This is a genomic window from Duganella flavida (assembly GCF_009857445.1).
Taxonomy (GTDB): Bacteria; Pseudomonadota; Gammaproteobacteria; order Burkholderiales; family Burkholderiaceae_D; genus Rugamonas; species Rugamonas flavida.
Map to the genome: position 1 here is coordinate 178,901 of NZ_WWCN01000007.1, position 16,424 is coordinate 195,324.

Below are 16,424 nucleotides of genomic sequence, written 5' to 3' on the forward strand. Positions count from 1 at the left end.
ATATCGGTGTAGGTGTTGCGCCTATTATGCACGGCTATCCTGCATCTGCCCACGTATCCAGGCGAGTAGTTCCTCAAAAGTGACGCAAATGGCATCCGGCGTCACACCGGCTTCCAGATGGGCGGTGCTGCCGTGGCGGTTGATCCAGACTGCGCGCAGGCCAGCCGCTTGCGCGCCCTGCACGTCCAGCCGCAGGTCGTCGCCCACATAGACCGCGTCTTGCGGCGCCACGCCCATCGCGGCGCAGGCGGCGTGAAAAATGCCCGGATCCGGTTTGGCGCGGCCATGCTGCGAGGACGACAGCGCATACTCAAAGTGGTGGTCCATGCCGATCACTTCAAGGTCGGCGTTGCCGTTGGTGATCACGCCCAGCCGCAGCATGCCCTGCAACAGCGGCAGCACCGGCAGCACGTCGGCATATGGCACCACCAGGTTGCGCTGCACGGCAAAGTGCTGCATCGCGCCCTCGATGTGGACCGGGTCCTCGCCCAGCTCGGCAAACACCTCGCCTAGCGCCTCGCGCCGCAGGCGGTACAAGTCGGAGATCAGCTCCGGCCGCCGTTCCAGCAGCGCCATACGGCGCACCCGCAGCTCGGCCACGCTGAACGCCTGCGTCACCCTGGGTGCGTGGACGGCCAGCCAGGCGTGCCAGCTTTCCTCGGCGGCGACGATCACCGGGCCGATCGGCCACAAGGTGTCATCGAGGTCAAACAGCAGGGCGAGAGGGCGGCGAGTGGTCATGATGATGGGTCACAAATAAAACATATTGTAAGGGCATGGTAAATTATATGGATGCTATCCATCCTGAAACGTACCCTTCCCGTCGCGCTGCTGGCCGGCTGCGCTGCCACCAACCCACCGCCACCGCCAGACTTCACCTCCTACGTGGTGCTGGGCGAATACGGCGCCGCCGTGGCGCGCGTGCTGATCGACGCCCCGGCCTGCCCTGAAATCACCATCAACCAGCACAGCCAGGCCATGACGCTGCGCGCGCCAGCCGCCACCATCGCCCTGCGCAGCACGCCGTCCGCGCCGGCCGACTCCAAGCCGGCCGAGTTCCCGCTGCTGACCTGCGAGACCACGCTGCCGGCTGGCGCCACCAGCGCCACCGTGCTGGGCCGCGCCCTGCCGCTGCCGAAAGCCGAGCCGCGACGCATCGTGGTGCTGGGCGACACCGGCTGCCGCCTGCAAAAGAGCAGCAACAGCTACCAGGCCTGCAACGACAGCGCGCAATACCCGTTTGCCGCCGTGGCCGCCCAAGCCGCCGCCTGGAAGCCGGACCTGGTGATCCACGTCGGCGACTACCACTACCGCGAAAACGCCTGCCCCGAAGGCAACGCTGGTTGCGCCGGCAGTCCATGGGGCTACGGCTGGGATGCGTGGGACGATGATTTCTTCGCACCGGGCGCGCGATTGCTGGACGCCGCGCCGTGGATCATGGCGCGCGGCAATCACGAAAACTGCCTGCGCGGCGGCCAGGGCTACTGGCGCTTCCTCGATCCGCGTCCGCTGCTCAAAGGCCGCGACTGCAACGCCGCCGCCGATGATGATGTCGGCAATTACAGCGATCCCTACGCCATCCCGATCGGCCAGTCCACCCAGCTGCTGGTGCTGGACACCGCCAACACCACCTGGAAAGGCCTGAAGCCGGGCGATACTGGCTACGCCAAATACCGCGACCTGTACCGCAAGCTGGAGGCGCTGGCACAGCAAGCGCCGCGCAATATCGGCATCGACCACCACCCGCTGCTGGGCATGGGCGCCGACCGCAAGGCCGATGGCAGCATCGTGCTGCTGCCGGGCGACGCCGGCCTGCAAGCGAGTTTCGGTTCGGTCAACCCGCAGCTGTTCCCGGCATCGATACAAGCCATGCTGTCGGGCCACGTCCACCTGTGGCAGCAGGCCAGCTTCAGCAGCGCCCATCCGAGCCAGTTTATCGCCGGCTTTGCCGGCACGTCGGAAGACATCGTACCGCTGCCGGAGCAGCTGCCGGCGGGGGTGACGCCGGCGCCGGGCGCCGTGGTCGAGCACTTCAGCTCATGGGTAGACGGCTTCGGCTTTATGACCTTGGAACGCCGCAGCGCCGACCAGTGGGACGTGGAAGTACATGATTTACAAGGAAAAATCCGCAACCGCTGCCAGCTGGATGGACGCCATTCGGTATGCGAGGTGGCGCAGGTGAAATAAGCCGGCGACACACGCTGTTACATCCATTTGCAAGGCCGCTATTACCAAATGCACTAAAATACCGCGCACGAGTGTAATATGCTGCCTCCCGTGCGTGCTGCCGGGCCCTATTCGTTTTGGAGAGAGAGTTTCTATGAAAAGTTCGTATCTGCGTGCGGGCCTAGCCCTGCTGTGTGGTGTCATTCTGAGCGCCTGCGGCGGCAACAACGGCAGCCTGGCGCTGTCTGGCTCGATTGTTTTCAAACCAAACACCGTGACCAAGTCCGGCTTGGTGCTGATCAATAACAGCAACGGCGAAAAGCTCACCCCGGAAGCCACCGCCTCCACCTTTGTCTTCACCAAGCTGCTGGCCACCGACGAGAAGTTCAACGTCACCGTCGCCACCGACCCCATCGGCGCCCATTGCACCATTACCAACGGCGAAGGCGCGGCCAGCGTCTATACGGTCTACAGCCTGGTCGTCACCTGTACCGTCAATCCGCGGGTACTGGGCGGCACCGTCAAAAACCTGAAAGGCGCCGGCCTGGTACTGGCCAACGGCTCCGACTTGGTGGCGATACAGCCATCGGCCTCGGCCGGTGCAGACGTCAGCTTCGTCTTCCCGACTCAGGTGGCGGACGGCGCGCCATACGGCGGCACCGTGCTGACCCAGCCTAGCGGCCAGACCTGCGCCTTCGATTCCGCGCTGAACCCGGGCACCATGCCGGCCACGGACCAGAAGAGCCTGATCGTTAACTGCGTCAACAACTAAGCCGCAGCCGTACTCAACTTTGGAGAAATACATGAAATTTTCGTTCGTAAGCGCCGCTGTGGCGCTGGCCGCTGTGGCCGCACTGGCAGGTTGCGGCGGCAAGGCCGAGTTCACGGTACAAGGCAACCTCACCGACTCGTCCGGCAATCTGCTGCCCCTGGCCAATAGCGGCCTGGTGCTGGCCAACGGCAGCGACACGGTCACCGTGCCAGCCGGCGCCACCAGCTTTGCCTTCCCTAAGCAGATCCCCTACGGCACCGACTACAACATCACCATCAAGAACCCACCGGACCACATGAACTGTGCTGTGAGCGGTGCTTCGGGCTCGGCTGGCCACAACGTCGCCATCCGCGCGGCAGTTATCTGCGCCCAGAACGAGTACACGCTGGGCGGCCAGTTCACCGGCCTGACGGCAGCTGCCGACGGCACCGCCCGCACCGTAACCCTGCTGAACGGTTCGACCAGCACGGCGCTGATCAGCAGCGCGGCGGCCACCAACGGCGCTGGCGACTTCACCTTCTCCGCCACCGTCAAGGACGGCACCGCCTACGGCGTGACCGTGCTCGATCCGAACAATGGCCTGAGCTGCTCGATTGCCAACGGCACCGGCGTCATGCACGCAACCGCCGTCACCAACCTGCTGGTGACCTGCGTACCGAAATAAGGGAGGCTGGAGGAGATATTCAATATCGAAATAATTGATATTGGGAAAATAAAGTGGATTAATATGCTGTAACGCAGCATACTGCACTTGTCTCCTCCACTTCTTGCAAAGGAAATGGATTTAGCCCGCTAGCTTAGCGGGCTTTTTTTTTACTTCAACAGATTCGTCAGGGCGACGTACTGGGCCAGGCCGACGGCTTCCGGACGGTCGGTCGGGTTGATGCCGGCGGCAATAATCTGCTCTTCGGTGAACATGCCGGCCAGGCAGTTGCGGATTACCTTGCGGCGCTGGGAGAAGGCTTTCAGCACCACGGCTTCCAGCTTTTCGCCGTCGCATTCCAACGGCTTGGCGACCGGGATCATGCGGATGATGGCTGAATCCACGCGCGGCGGCGGATCGAAGGCTTCCGGCGGCACCACAAACAGCAGCGACATGTCATAGCGCCACTGCAGCATCACCGACAGGCGGCCGTAGACCTTGCTGCCCGGCTCGGCCACCATGCGCTCCACCACCTCTTTTTGCAGCATGAAGTGCTGATCCTGCACCAGCGGCGCAAAGGTCGCCAGGTGGAACAGCAGCGGGCTGGAGATGTTGTACGGCAGGTTGCCGACGATGCGCAGCTTCTGGCCTTCCGCCACCGGAATGGTGCTGAAGTCAAATTTCAGGGCGTCGCCCGAATGCACCGTCAGCTTGTTCGGCGGGTAGGCTTTCTCCAGCCGCGCCACCAGGTCGCGATCCAGTTCGACCACGTGCATGTGCTTGAGCGTGCGCAGCAGCTGGTCGGTCATGGCCGCCAAACCGGGGCCGATTTCAACCATGCTGTCGCCCGGCGCCGGATCGATGGATTCGGTAATGCTGCTCAGTACATTCTGGTCATGCAGGAAGTTTTGGCCGAAGCGTTTGCGGGCTACGTGTTGTTTCATTTTTTATTGTCCAAAGAATTATTTGCCATCGCCAGCGCGGCGCTAATGGCCTGTTCCATGCTGCCGCTGTCGGCCTTGCTGAGACCTGGGCCTCGCGCGGCCAGGTCCAGCGCCGTGCCGTGATCGACCGAGGTGCGGATCAGCGGCAGGCCCAGCGTGATGTTGACGCCATTTCCAAACGTCGCGTATTTCAGTACCGGCAGGCCCTGATCGTGATACATCGCCAACACGCAGTCGGCGTCTTGCAGGTACTTGGGCTGGAACAGCGTATCGGCCGGATACGGGCCGGCAGCAGCTATGCCGCGCGCCTGTGCCGCCTGAATCGCCGGCGTGATGATGTCGATTTCCTCGCGGCCCAGGTAGCCGCCCTCGCCCGCGTGCGGGTTCAGGCCGCACACCAGAATACGTGGCGCAGCGATGCCGAATTTGTTGCGCAGGTCAGCGTCGATGATGTCGAGGATTTGCGCCAGGCCGTCCTGCGTCAGCGCGGCCGAGACGTCCTTCAACGGCAGATGCGTCGTCGCCAGCGCCACGCGCAGCTGCTCGCCGCCCAAGGCTTGTGGTCCGGCGAGCATCATCACCACTTGCGGCGTGCCGGTCTTTTCAGCGTAGTACTCGGTGTGGCCGGAGAACTTCACGCCGGCGTCGTTGATGGTGCTCTTTTGCAGCGGTGCCGTGACCACGGCCTCGAACCAGCCAGCCTGTATGCCCTCGATGGACGCATCCAGCGTGGCCAGCACAGCGCGGCCGTTTTCCTTGTCCAGCTTGCCCGGCACCACATGCGCGTCCAGCGGCACGTCGATCACCGTGATGCGGTCCGGTCCGAAATGCGGCAAGCCGCCATTGCGCACTGCCATCAGCGACAGCGCGGATAATTTAATGTCGGGATCGATATCGCCGGCCGTCATGGCCAGGAACGCAGCGTCGCCCAGCAGCACACAATTGACTTCGTGCCTGCGGGCCCACGCCGCGCGGATGGAGATTTCTGGACCAATGCCGGCTGGTTCACCAACCGTGACGGCAATGGCGGGGCGCACTCCCGGGCGCCGTTTGGATGAAGTGGCGCTCACTCGTGCTCCCCTTTCTTCTTACTTGCTGGCGGCGTTGGCAGCCTTGTCATCGTCGTTGCGGTACTCGACGTAGGCACGGTCGCGCACTTCACGCTGCCAGCTCTCGGTGGCTTCTTCCAGCTTGCGGTCGCGCAGTGCCTGGCGCGCGTTATTGCGCTCGCGCTCTTTCGAGACGTCGTCGCTCTTACGCTCCAGCACCTGGATCAGGTGCAGGCCGAAGCTGGTTTCAACCGGCTCGCTAACCTCGCCGATTTTCAGGTTGTTCATTGCCGCTTCAAATTCCGGCATGGTGTCGCCCGGGTACAGCCAGCCCAGATCGCCGCCTTTGGACGCCGAACCGTCGTTCGACACCAGGCGCGCTAGGTCTTCAAACTTGGCGGCGTTGTTGTCGAGGCGTTCCTTCAGTTCCATCAGCTTGCGCTTGGCGTCGGCCGCGCTCATGGCCGGCGTGACCTTGATCAGGATGTGGCGGGCGTGGGTCTGCTGCACGGCGGCCACGGCTTGCGCCTCGGCCAGGCTGCGGCGATCCACCGCCTTCAGGATGTGGAAGGCGCCGGTGCTCTTGATGATAGGCGTGACCTGGCCGGCTTTCAGCTTGACCAGCGCTTCAGCGAACACCGGTGGCAGGCGCTCAGGCTGGCGCCAGCCGACCGCGCCGCCTTGCAGTGCGTCGCTGGCGTCCGAGTAGGTGGCGGCCATCTTGGCGAAGTCGGCGCCGGTGCGCAGCTGGCGCATCACTTCTTCGGCGCGCGCACGGCGCTGGGCGATTACTTCCGCCGTGGCGTTGTCTGGAATGCGGACCATGATCTGCGCGATATTGATTTCGTACTGCTCGGCGGCAGCGGCTTTTTCAGCGGCCACAAAGCTGTCTACCTCGGCGTCGGAAATCTGGATCTTGGCGTCGACTTCATGCTCGCGCAGGCGCTGCATGATGATCTCTTCGCGGATGTCTTCGCGGAAGGCAGCGTACGGCGTGCCATCTTTTTCCATCTGGTCGCGCAGCTGCTGCACGTTCAGTTTTTGCGCTTCGGCGATCCGCTGGATGGCGCGGTCAAGCTGCAGGTCGTCCACGCGCACGCCCATTTCCTTGGCCATTTGCAGCTGCGAGCGTTCGACAATCATGCGCTCCAGCAGCTGGCGGCGCAGGTCGGCCGGATCCGGCATCTGCACGTTCTGCGCCTTCATGCGCACGGTCACGGTCTTGATGCGGTTGGACAGTTCGCGCTGGGTGATCACGTCGTCATTGACCACCACCACGATGGAGTCGATCGCCACATTGCCCGATTCACCCGGCGGGATGAAGCCGGCATTCGCGTCCTTCTTCGGCGCTGGCTTGGCGTCCGCTGCCGGTGCGGCCGCGGCAGGGGCGGCAGCTGGCGCCGGCACGGCGGCCGGCTCAGGCTTTTTCTTCGAGGAGAACAGGCTACAACCGCTGAGCGCGGCCGTGCACAACAAGACTGCGAGGAGTTTCATCTGGTACTTACTGGCATTACGCATGTTAAGAACGCTCAAGAGGTGTAAGAAAAAATCAAACCGAAGTGTACATGGAGTTAGCGGCCATAACCGTCATTCAGGCGCTGGTAGCCCGGAATACTGCTCTTCATCGCTTCCAGCGGGCTGCCCACGCCCAGGTGCGACAGGCCGTTCAGCTCCAACTGGAAGAAGATCTGGGTCGAGGCTTTGGTCGAGGTGGTCACGAAACGCTGGGCGCCGGTGCGGAACACCCAGCAGTCGGCGTTGTATTCGAGGCCCATCAGGCTCTCAAGAATCTTTTTGTCCTGCACCGAGTAGCTGACCCGGCCCACGCCATACCAGCGCTGGAAGATCGGCCACTGGCTCGACAGCTCGATATTCTTGAAGCTGCCGCGCAGGTAGCGGTAGCCCAAGTTCAGCACCTTCTTCGAACCGGGAATCCACTGCGCGGTATAGCTTTCCGAGACGATGCGGCTCTGGCTTGGGTTGTACTGCACGGCGCTGTCGAAGGTCCAGGTTTCCGAAATGCGGCCGGTCGCGGCCAGCAGGATGTCGGAGTGGGCGTCGACTACCGGCGTCGACGAATCGAGCTGCACCTTCTGGTCGCGGAAGTAGAAACGCTGGCCGAACGCCAGACGCAGCGCCTCGGCGCCGTTGGCGTCCAGGAAGCGCGAGGTCAGCGCGGCGGTCAACTGGTTGGCGTCGCCAATACGGTCCGAACCAACGAAGCGGTTTTCGCTGAAGATCTGGCTGAAGTTAAAGGTGGCGGCGTCGGTGTCGAAGGTCGGGAACTTGCTCTGGTCGCGGTACGGCGTGTTCACGTAGAACAGGCGTGGCTCCAGCGTCTGGGTCATGTCCTTGCCGCCGAGTTTGACGTCGCGCTCAAACACCAGGCCCGAGTCCAGCGAGAAGGTCGGCACCGAGCGCGACAGATTATCGGACTTCTGCCCGTTAAACGAATCCAGCTGGTAGCTGGCCATGTTGACCATCACCTTCGGCGTGATGAAGTAGCTCGGTCCGATGATCGGATAGCTCAGCTGCGGAATCGCCACCAGGCGGGTACCGTTGATCAGGGTCGGATGGTAGAAGCGGGTCAGCTCGGAATCGAAGGCCCAGTCGAAACCACCGGCCACATCGTACTGCGCGGCGTGCAGGTTAATCGCCGGCAGGCGGTCGTAGGGACGGGTTACGGTCAGCGATGGATCGACTGACGATTCCGGATCTTGCAGCACCTGATACTTCTGCACGCGCGCGGTCAGGGTCCAGAAATCGCCGTGGTAGTCGGTGCGCAGTTCGCGTAGCAGCTGACGCTCGGTCGAGCTCGACACCGTCTTGGAGAAATCATTCGGATAGTTGTCATCCGAGGCGCCGCGCAAGTTCCAGCTGTACTCCCAGTCCTTGCTCAGGTCCTGGGTATGAGTGGAGCGTATCATCCAGCGGTCGCTCTTTTTGTCCGGATTGGCTTGCGCGTATTCGCGGTCGTGCGGCAAATACTCGATATAGGTTTCGCCGTGGTAGTAGCCGCTGTCGGTCTCGCCCAGATAGCGGCCCAGCGCGCCGATTTGCAGGCCGCGGTTACCGATGATTTTCGGGTACACCGTCAAATCGCGATTCGGCGCGATGTTGAAGTAGTACGGCACCACCAGCTCGGCGCCGTTCTTGGAACCGAAGCCCGGCGTCGGCGATAGCCAGCCAGAGCGGCGCGCGCCCGACAGCGAGAACGACAAAGCCGGCGTGCCGATAATCGGCACGTCCTTGAAATAAATCAGCGTCTTGCCGGCGGTGCCGACGTCGCGTCCGGAATCAAGATTGAGCGTGTCCGACTTCAGGTACCAGTCCGGGTCCGCGCTCTGGCAGGTGCTGTAGGTGCCGTTGACCACCACCGCTTCATCTTCATTGACGAAGTTGAGGCGTTCGGCCTTGCCCTGCGCGTGGTTGGCTTCCAGCTTATAGGTCGGGTTGAGCATATAGCCCTTGCCCGTGTCCATGTTCAGCTTTAGCTCATCGCCGGTGAAATAGTCGCCGAAGCGCCAGATTTTCACATTGCCCTTGGCCTCGACTTCATCCTCAACCTGGCGGTAGCAGGCGGTGTCGGCCTTGACCTTGGTCTTGTCCTTGATGATTTCTGCGTCGCGATCCAGGTTCAACTCACGCTCGGGACGGCCGCTGATGTCCTCGGCCATGACGGTGGTGACGGCGTTCTTGTCTTCCACGCGCGGTGCGCGCTGCTTGGGCGGCGTTTGGGCGAACGAAGGCAACGCCGTAACGGTGAAGATAGCGGACAGGGCATACGCCAAGCGCTGCGGTTTGGGCATGCGACTCATGAAAAGAAGGAACCAAGCACCATGAAAGGCGATTTTTTGATTTGAATCCCTTATTATATGGGAATCTTCACCTGACGCCGGTTTCCTCGGCATGCTTCGATGTCTTTATTACAGAATTTAACTTCCGATACACGCCTGGCACTGGCGGTAACCTGGCTGCGCGGCCTGAATGTGGTCGACGTGGAAAGCTTGCGCCCTGCTTCGGCCGACGCTAGCTTCCGCCGTTATTTCCGTGTCAACGTTTTACCAGAACAGCAAGCTGCGCTGGGCCAGACTCTGATCGTCATGGACGCACCGCCGGAGCGCGAGAACGTCCTCGGCTTCGTCAAAGTTGACGAAATGCTCACGCATGCGGGCGTCACCGTGCCGCGCATCATCGCCACCGATTACGAAGCCGGCGTGATGCTGCTGTCCGACTTGGGCACCACCACCTTCCTGTCCGCGCTGAACCACGATAACGCTTCGACCATGTACGCCGAAGCGCTGGAGGCGCTGGTGAAATTCCAGCTGACCAGCCGTCCGGACGTGCTGCCGGAATACGACCGCGCCTTCCTGCTGCGCGAGATGAACTTGTTCCCCGAGTGGTACATCGGCCAGCATTTGAAAGCCACGCTGACCAACAAGCAGGCGGCCGAACTGCAAGGCGTGTTCGACGCGATTTTGGCCAACGTCACCGCGCAAGCGCAGGTGTATGTGCACCGTGATTTCCATTCGCGTAACCTGATGGTGGTCGACTCGGGCAATCCGGGCGTGCTGGACTTCCAGGACGCGCTGTACGGCCCGATGACCTACGACCTGGCCTCGCTGCTGCGCGATGCTTATGTGTCGTGGGACGAAGAGCTGGTGCTGGACTGGTCGATTCGCTACTGGCAGCACGCCAAGTCGCTGGGCCTGCCGGTCAACAGCGATATCGACGCCTTCTACAAGGACTTCGAGTACATGGCGCTACAACGCCACCTGAAGATCCTCGGCCTGTTCTGCCGCCTGAACTACCGCGATGGCAAAGCCCAGTATCTGGACGACCTGCCGACCGTGATGGAATACGTGCGCAAGACCGCCGGCCGCTACAAGGATCTGAAGCCGCTGGTGCGCCTGCTGGATCTGCTGGAAGACAGCAAGCCGCAAGTCGGCTACACCTTCTGAGGACCGGCGCATGAAAGCGATGATTTTCGCCGCTGGTCGCGGTGAGCGCATGCGCCCATTGACCGATACCACGCCCAAGCCGTTGCTGAAAGTGCGCGGCCGGCCGCTGATCGTGTGGCACATCCTGAATTTGGTGAAGGCCGGGATCACCGAGATCGTCATCAACCACGCGCATCTGGGCGATCAGATTGAGGCGGCGCTGGGCGACGGCAGCCAGTTTGGCGCCAAGCTGCTGTACTCTCACGAAGAGACGGCACTCGAAACGGCAGGCGGCATCGCCAAGGCGCGTGAGCTGCTGGGCGAGGAGCCGTTCGTGGCGATTTCGGGCGATATCTACACGCCTTACTTCGACTTCGAGCAGGTCAAGGACGTCTTGCATGACAAGGACATGTGGGGCAACCCCTACCCGGCCGACAAGCGCGATATCTGCTGGCTGTACATGGTGCCGAATCCAGACTGGCATCCGGATGGCGACTTCGGCATGAATATGTACACGCTGACCAACGACGGTTCGCCAAAATGGACCTTCGGGAATATCGGCGTGTACCGCATGGAGATGTTTGACCGCATTCCGGCCGGCGAGTACGCCAAGCTTGGCCCGCTGATCCGCGAATATGCGGACAAGAAGCAAGTCGGCGGCGAAGTGTACGAAGGTGAATGGCACAACGTCGGTACCGTCACGCAGCTGGACCTGCTGAACGCCCCACTGGCCGCGCTGGCCCCAGCCGGCAAAGGCGTGCAGTAATGACGCCCGCCGTCAGCACCGCCGCAGCCAGCGACGTGGCCCGCTACGCCGCCCGCCGCGCGCGCCTGCTGGCGCAGATACCGCTCGGCGCGGTGGCTGTGCTGCCGACCGCGCCGGAAGTAGCGCGTAACAGCGACAGCGATTACCTCTATCGCCACGATAGCTACTTCTACTACCTGACCGGCTTCACCGAACCGGAAGCGGTGGTGGTGCTGGTTGCGGCGCAAGGCGAAACGCCCGCCCGCGCCATCCTGTTCTGCCGCCCCAAAAACATCGACCGCGAAATCTGGGACGGCTACCGTTACGGCCCTGAAGGCGCACGCATCGCCTTTGGCTTCGACGAAGCACACGCCATCGAAACGCTGGACGAGCAAATGGCCACACTGCTCTCCAACACTCCATCGCTGTACTACCCGCTGGGCAGCAAGCTTGATCCACGCGTTGCAGGCTGGCTGTCCGCCGTGCGCGCCAAATCCCGCACCGGCGTCACACCGCCCGCAGCGACGGTCGACCTGCTGCCGCTGCTGGACGAAATGCGCCTGCTCAAAGACGACAGCGAACAAGCCACCATGCTGCGCGCCGCCACCATCTCGGCGCAAGCCCACATCCGCGCCATGCGCGCCGCCCGCGCTGGCGTCCACGAATACGAACTGGAAGCGGAACTGCTGTATGAATTCCGCCGCAACGGCGCACAAGCGCCAGCCTACACCTCCATCGTCGCAGCGGGCGCCAACGCCTGCGTGCTGCACTACAGCGCCAACAACGCCCAATCGAAAGACGGCGACCTGGTACTGATCGACGCCGGCTGCGAACTCGATGGCTACGCCTCCGACATCACCCGCACCTTCCCGGTCAACGGTCGTTTCAGCGCACCGCAAAAGCGCCTGTATGAACTGGTGCTGGACGCGCAAGCGGCCGCACTGAAAGCCATCGCTCCCGGCCTGTCCTACTCTGGCGCGCACGAGGCGGCGGTGAAAGTGCTGGCGCAAGGCATGCTGGATATCGGCCTGCTGAAAGGCACGCTGGAAGAAGTCATCGCCAGCAAGAGCTACCTGCAGTTCTACATGCACGGCACCGGCCACTGGCTCGGCATGGACGTGCACGACGTCGGCCAATACCGCGACGTCACGCAAGCCGACAAGCCATCGCGCGCGCTCAAGCCGGGCATGGTGGTGACAGTGGAACCGGGCATCTACGTACGTCCGGCCGAAGGCGTGCCGGAAGAGTACTGGAACATCGGCATCCGCATCGAAGACGACGTGCTGGTGACCGCCGACGGTTACACCATTCTGAGCGCCGCTGCGCCCAAGACCGTGGCCGAGATTGAAGAACTGATGCAGCATGACTGAACTGGATTACGACATCGCCATCTGCGGCGCAGGACCGGCCGGCATGGCGCTGGCGGCGCTGCTGATCAAGCGCGGCCTGCCTGCAGGGCGCATCGCGCTGATTGATGCGAAGACGCTGGAGCAAGCGGCCAAGGATCCGCGCTCGCTGGCGCTATCGTGGGGCAGCCGGCAGATACTGGAACCCATTGGTGGCTGGCCTGCTTCGGCCACCGCTATCGAACAAATCCACGTCTCGCGTCGAGGACAATTCGGCCGCAGCATGATCGACCGCAAGGACTACGACCTGCCAGCGCTGGGCTACGTGAGCCGCTACGGCCACCTGGTGAGCGCCTTGGGCACAGCCTGCTCGCACGCAGGCGTGGCCTCGCTGCGCCCCGCCCGCGTAACGGCATTGGAGGAAGGTGACGACGCCGTCACGCTGACCATCGCCATCGGCGACGAAACGCAAACACTGCGCGCCGCCATCGTGGTGCAAGCCGAGGGTGGGCTATTCAACGAACAGCAAACCCGCGCCACCAACCGCGATTACGAGCAAACCGCCATCATCGCGCAAGTGCGCAGCACCACCCCGCCGCCGCACCGCGCCTACGAACGCTTTACAGAACAAGGCCCGCTGGCACTGCTGCCGCAGGATGATGAATATTCGCTGGTATGGTGCGTGCGTCCCGACACCGCAGCCAAGCTGCAAGCGTTGGACGACAAAGAATTTCTGCAAGCGCTGGGCGCAGCTTTCGGCGACCGCGTTGGCAAATTCACGCATGCCACGCCGCGCCTCAGTTTCCGCCTTGGCCTCAATGCAGCAGGCCACAGCACCGCGCGCACCGTCGCCATCGGCAACGCCGCACAAACGCTGCACCCGGTAGCGGGCCAAGGCCTCAACCTCGGCCTACGCGATGTGACCGTGCTGGCGCGCCTGCTGGCACTAGGCGCGACGCCGACGCAACTGGCGCAATTCACCGAACAACGCCAGCACGACCGCAGCACCACCGTGCAAATCACCGACACCATGGCGCGCATCTTTGCCAACGACTCGCCAGCCCAAGCCCTGCTGGGCCTCTCGCTGGCCGCCATCGACATGGTCGGCCCAGCGCGAGGAATCCTGGCGGAACTGATGATGTACGGTCGCCGCTAATTACGTGCGGGTGATCGACGCGCCGCCATCCACCAGCGAGGCGGTGCCGGTCACGAACGAGGAATCGTCCGAAGCCAGGTACAGCACCGAACGCGCCAACTCTTCCGGCTGCGCCACGCGCTTAAGCGCATGCAGATTGGTGATGAACGAAGTCGACTCCGGCGTGTTATTCATGTCGCGGTACATCTGCGTATCCACAGCCCCCGGCAGCACGGCATTCACGCGCACGCCCTGCGGACCATATTCCGCCGCCAGTGCCTGGGTCAGGCCGATCAAGCCCGCCTTGCTGGCCGCATAAGCCGCCACACCCGGGAAGGCAAAACTATAACCAACAAAGGTCGAAGTGAAAATCACCGAGCCGCCGCCATTTTTGGCCATGGCCGGTACCTGGTGTTTCGCGCCGAGGAAAGCACTGGTCAGGTTAGCCGCCAGCGTGTCGTTCCAGCCCTGCTCGGAAACACCGCTGGTCTCGCCCATTTCGCCCAGCGTACCGGCGTTGTTATAAGCGATATCCAGACGACCATATGCCTCAACAGCGGTAGCAACCAGCTGCGCATTGAACGATTCGGAAGTAACGTCGCCAGCCAGCGCGATGGCTTGACCACCATCGGCCTTGATCTCAGCGACCAGGCTATCGAGTTCAGATTGACGGCGGGCGGCAACGACTACTTTGGCGCCTTCGGCGGCAAACAGTTTGGCAGTCGCGCGGCCGATGCCGGAGGATGCGCCAGTAACGATAGCAACTTTATTTTGCAGACGATTCATTTTAAAACTCCTTGAGGTGGGTTGATGTAGTCATCTTAGACTTCACCAAACCCACCATTAATCGGCTTAAAACGAATATATCATTCACAAAAAGTGAATTTACTCCACTGCCTTAACCATGTCCTCGATGACTTTCTTGGCGTCGCCGAAGACCATCATGGTGTTGGCCTGGTAGAACAGCTCATTGTCCAGGCCTGCGTAGCCGGAAGCCATCGAGCGCTTGTTGACGATGATGCTCTTGGCTTTGTACGCCTCCAGAATCGGCATGCCGGCGATCGGCGATTTCGGATCTTTGGCGGCCGGGTTGACCACGTCGTTCGCGCCCAGAATCAGCACCACGTCAGTCTGCCCGAACTCACCATTGATATCCTCCATCTCGAACACCTGATCGTACGGCACCTCGGCTTCCGCCAGCAGCACGTTCATGTGGCCCGGCATGCGTCCTGCCACCGGGTGAATCGCATACTTCACGGTCACGCCCTTGTGGGTCAGCTTCTCCACCAGCTCTTTCAGCGAGTGCTGCGCGCGCGCCACGGCCAGACCGTAACCCGGCACAATGATCACACTCTCCGCATTCGCCATGATGAACGACGCATCATCTGCCGAACCGGATTTCACCGGACGCTGTTCCTTCGCACCGCCGGCACCTACTTCCGCCGGCGCACCACCAAAGCCGCCCAGGATCACGTTGAAGAACGAACGGTTCATCGCCTTGCACATGATGTAGGACAGGATAGCGCCCGACGAACCCACCAGCGAACCTGCAATGATCAGCATCGAGTTATTCAGCGAGAAGCCGATACCTGCAGCCGCCCAGCCGGAGTAGGAGTTCAGCATCGACACCACCACCGGCATATCCGCACCGCCGATAGGAATGATGATGAGCACACCCAGCACAAACGCAATCGCGGTCATGATCAGGAACGGCACCCATGCAGGCTCCGTACCGCCAGCGACCACAAAGGTCAGGCCCAGGCCAACCATCACAATCGCCAGCACCAGATTCAGCAAATGCTGGCCAGCGAAGCTCACCGGCGCGCCCTGGAACAAACGGAATTTGTACTTGCCCGACAGTTTGCCGAACGCGATCACCGAACCGGAGAAGGTAATCGCGCCAACGAAGGTACCGATAAACAGCTCGATACGATTCCCGGTCGGCAGCGCTTCGCCAATCGCTGCAATGCCAAACGCATGCGGCTCCGATACCGCCGCCACCGCGATACACACCGCCGCCAAACCAATCAGCGAGTGCATTGCCGCCACCAGCTCCGGCATCTTGGTCATCTCGACCTTCTTGGCCAGCACCGCGCCAATGCCGCCGCCGACGATCACGCCCAGCGCCACCAGACCGAGGCCCAAACCGCTGCCCGCGCCGGCCGCCGCTGCCGCAGCAGCTTCCGATTGCAGCTTGAGGATTAGCGCAATCGTCGTCACAAACGCGATTGCCATGCCGGACATGCCGAACGCATTACCCAGGCGTGCCGTCGATGGCGACGACAAACCCTTCAGCGCCTGGATGAAACACACCGATGCAACCAGATACAGCATCGTCACCAGATTCATGGAGATGAAATTCATGCGCCATCTCCTTTCTTGGCTTTCGGTTCCTTCTTCTTGAACATCTCCAGCATGCGCTGCGTGACCAGGAAGCCGCCGAACACATTCACCGCCGCCAGCGCCACCGCCACCGTGCCGGCCACCTGCCCGACGATACCCTCGGTCAGCGAAGCCGCCAGCATGGCGCCGACGATGATGATGGCCGATACCGCATTGGTCACCGCCATCAGCGGCGTATGCAGCGCCGGCGTGACGGTCCAGACCACGTGGTAGCCAACGTAAATGGCGAGAACAAAAATAATCAAATTAATGATGGTATGACTGATTTCCATATTGATTCC

The 16,424-nt window shown here is 62.1% G+C and carries 15 protein-coding genes; 7 read left to right on the forward strand and 8 right to left on the reverse strand.

The window, feature by feature from the left end; translation table 11 throughout:
• Positions 1-24: 24 nt before the first annotated feature.
• Positions 25-741, reverse strand: a complete 717-nt coding sequence (locus GTP46_RS13110) for an HAD family hydrolase (RefSeq protein ID WP_161007078.1) — start codon at positions 739-741, stop codon at positions 25-27.
• 51 nt (positions 742-792) lie between these two features.
• Between GTP46_RS13110 and GTP46_RS13115 the strand changes: the two genes are divergently transcribed.
• The 3 genes from GTP46_RS13115 (at position 793) to GTP46_RS13125 (ending at position 3,602) form a co-directional block, all read left to right on the forward strand.
• Positions 793-2,187, forward strand: coding sequence for a metallophosphoesterase (locus GTP46_RS13115; RefSeq protein WP_161007079.1), 1,395 nt, complete (start codon positions 793-795; stop codon positions 2,185-2,187).
• Positions 2,188-2,320: 133 nt separating this feature from the next.
• On the forward strand, positions 2,321-2,938 hold the full coding sequence (locus GTP46_RS13120; protein ID WP_161007080.1) for a hypothetical protein: 618 nt from the start codon (positions 2,321-2,323) through the stop codon (positions 2,936-2,938).
• 31 nt (positions 2,939-2,969) lie between these two features.
• Positions 2,970-3,602, forward strand: a complete 633-nt coding sequence (locus GTP46_RS13125) for a DUF4369 domain-containing protein (protein ID WP_161007081.1) — start codon at positions 2,970-2,972, stop codon at positions 3,600-3,602.
• Between the two features lie 149 nt (positions 3,603-3,751).
• Here the strand turns inward: GTP46_RS13125 and rsmA are convergent, their stop codons facing one another.
• The 4 genes from rsmA to GTP46_RS13145 form a co-directional block, all read right to left on the reverse strand.
• Positions 3,752-4,525 (reverse strand): 16S rRNA (adenine(1518)-N(6)/adenine(1519)-N(6))-dimethyltransferase RsmA, encoded by a 774-nt coding sequence (gene rsmA, locus GTP46_RS13130; protein WP_161007082.1) that lies wholly within the window; start codon positions 4,523-4,525, stop codon positions 3,752-3,754.
• Positions 4,522-5,595 (reverse strand): 4-hydroxythreonine-4-phosphate dehydrogenase PdxA, encoded by a 1,074-nt coding sequence (gene pdxA / locus GTP46_RS13135; protein WP_161007083.1) that lies wholly within the window; start codon positions 5,593-5,595, stop codon positions 4,522-4,524. Before pdxA ends, rsmA begins: the two co-directional genes overlap by 4 nt.
• Positions 5,596-5,613: 18 nt before the next feature.
• Positions 5,614-7,068, reverse strand: a complete 1,455-nt coding sequence (locus tag GTP46_RS13140; protein ID WP_161007084.1) for a peptidylprolyl isomerase — start codon at positions 7,066-7,068, stop codon at positions 5,614-5,616.
• 77 nt (positions 7,069-7,145) lie between these two features.
• Positions 7,146-9,383: an LPS-assembly protein LptD gene (locus GTP46_RS13145; RefSeq protein WP_371869656.1), complete on the reverse strand. Its 2,238-nt coding sequence runs from the start codon at positions 9,381-9,383 to the stop codon at positions 7,146-7,148.
• Positions 9,384-9,491: 108 nt separating this feature from the next.
• On the opposite strand from GTP46_RS13145, the gene GTP46_RS13150 reads away from it, so the two are divergent.
• From GTP46_RS13150 to GTP46_RS13165, 4 genes are read left to right on the forward strand one after another with little or no spacing between them, the layout of a single operon-like run.
• Complete coding sequence (locus tag GTP46_RS13150; RefSeq protein WP_161007086.1) at positions 9,492-10,535, forward strand: aminoglycoside phosphotransferase family protein; 1,044 nt, start codon at positions 9,492-9,494, stop codon at positions 10,533-10,535.
• Between the two features lie 10 nt (positions 10,536-10,545).
• Complete coding sequence (gene murU / locus GTP46_RS13155; protein WP_161007087.1) at positions 10,546-11,280, forward strand: N-acetylmuramate alpha-1-phosphate uridylyltransferase MurU; 735 nt, start codon at positions 10,546-10,548, stop codon at positions 11,278-11,280.
• Positions 11,280-12,629 (forward strand): aminopeptidase P N-terminal domain-containing protein, encoded by a 1,350-nt coding sequence (locus tag GTP46_RS13160; RefSeq protein ID WP_161007088.1) that lies wholly within the window; start codon positions 11,280-11,282, stop codon positions 12,627-12,629. The genes murU and GTP46_RS13160 overlap by 1 nt, the downstream gene beginning before the upstream one ends.
• Complete coding sequence (locus tag GTP46_RS13165; protein ID WP_161007089.1) at positions 12,622-13,761, forward strand: UbiH/UbiF/VisC/COQ6 family ubiquinone biosynthesis hydroxylase; 1,140 nt, start codon at positions 12,622-12,624, stop codon at positions 13,759-13,761. Before GTP46_RS13160 ends, GTP46_RS13165 begins: the two co-directional genes overlap by 8 nt.
• Here the strand turns inward: GTP46_RS13165 and GTP46_RS13170 are convergent, their stop codons facing one another.
• The 3 genes from GTP46_RS13170 to GTP46_RS13180 form a co-directional block, all read right to left on the reverse strand.
• The gene (locus GTP46_RS13170; RefSeq protein ID WP_161007090.1) at positions 13,762-14,526 is read right to left on the reverse strand and encodes an SDR family oxidoreductase; all 765 of its coding nucleotides are present in this window, start codon (positions 14,524-14,526) and stop codon (positions 13,762-13,764) included. It abuts the gene before it with no gap.
• A gap of 99 nt (positions 14,527-14,625) precedes the next feature.
• Complete coding sequence (locus tag GTP46_RS13175) at positions 14,626-16,104, reverse strand: NAD(P)(+) transhydrogenase (Re/Si-specific) subunit beta (protein WP_161007091.1); 1,479 nt, start codon at positions 16,102-16,104, stop codon at positions 14,626-14,628.
• Positions 16,101-16,415 (reverse strand): proton-translocating transhydrogenase family protein, encoded by a 315-nt coding sequence (locus GTP46_RS13180; protein ID WP_161007092.1) that lies wholly within the window; start codon positions 16,413-16,415, stop codon positions 16,101-16,103. Before GTP46_RS13180 ends, GTP46_RS13175 begins: the two co-directional genes overlap by 4 nt.
• Positions 16,416-16,424 lie beyond the last annotated feature (9 nt).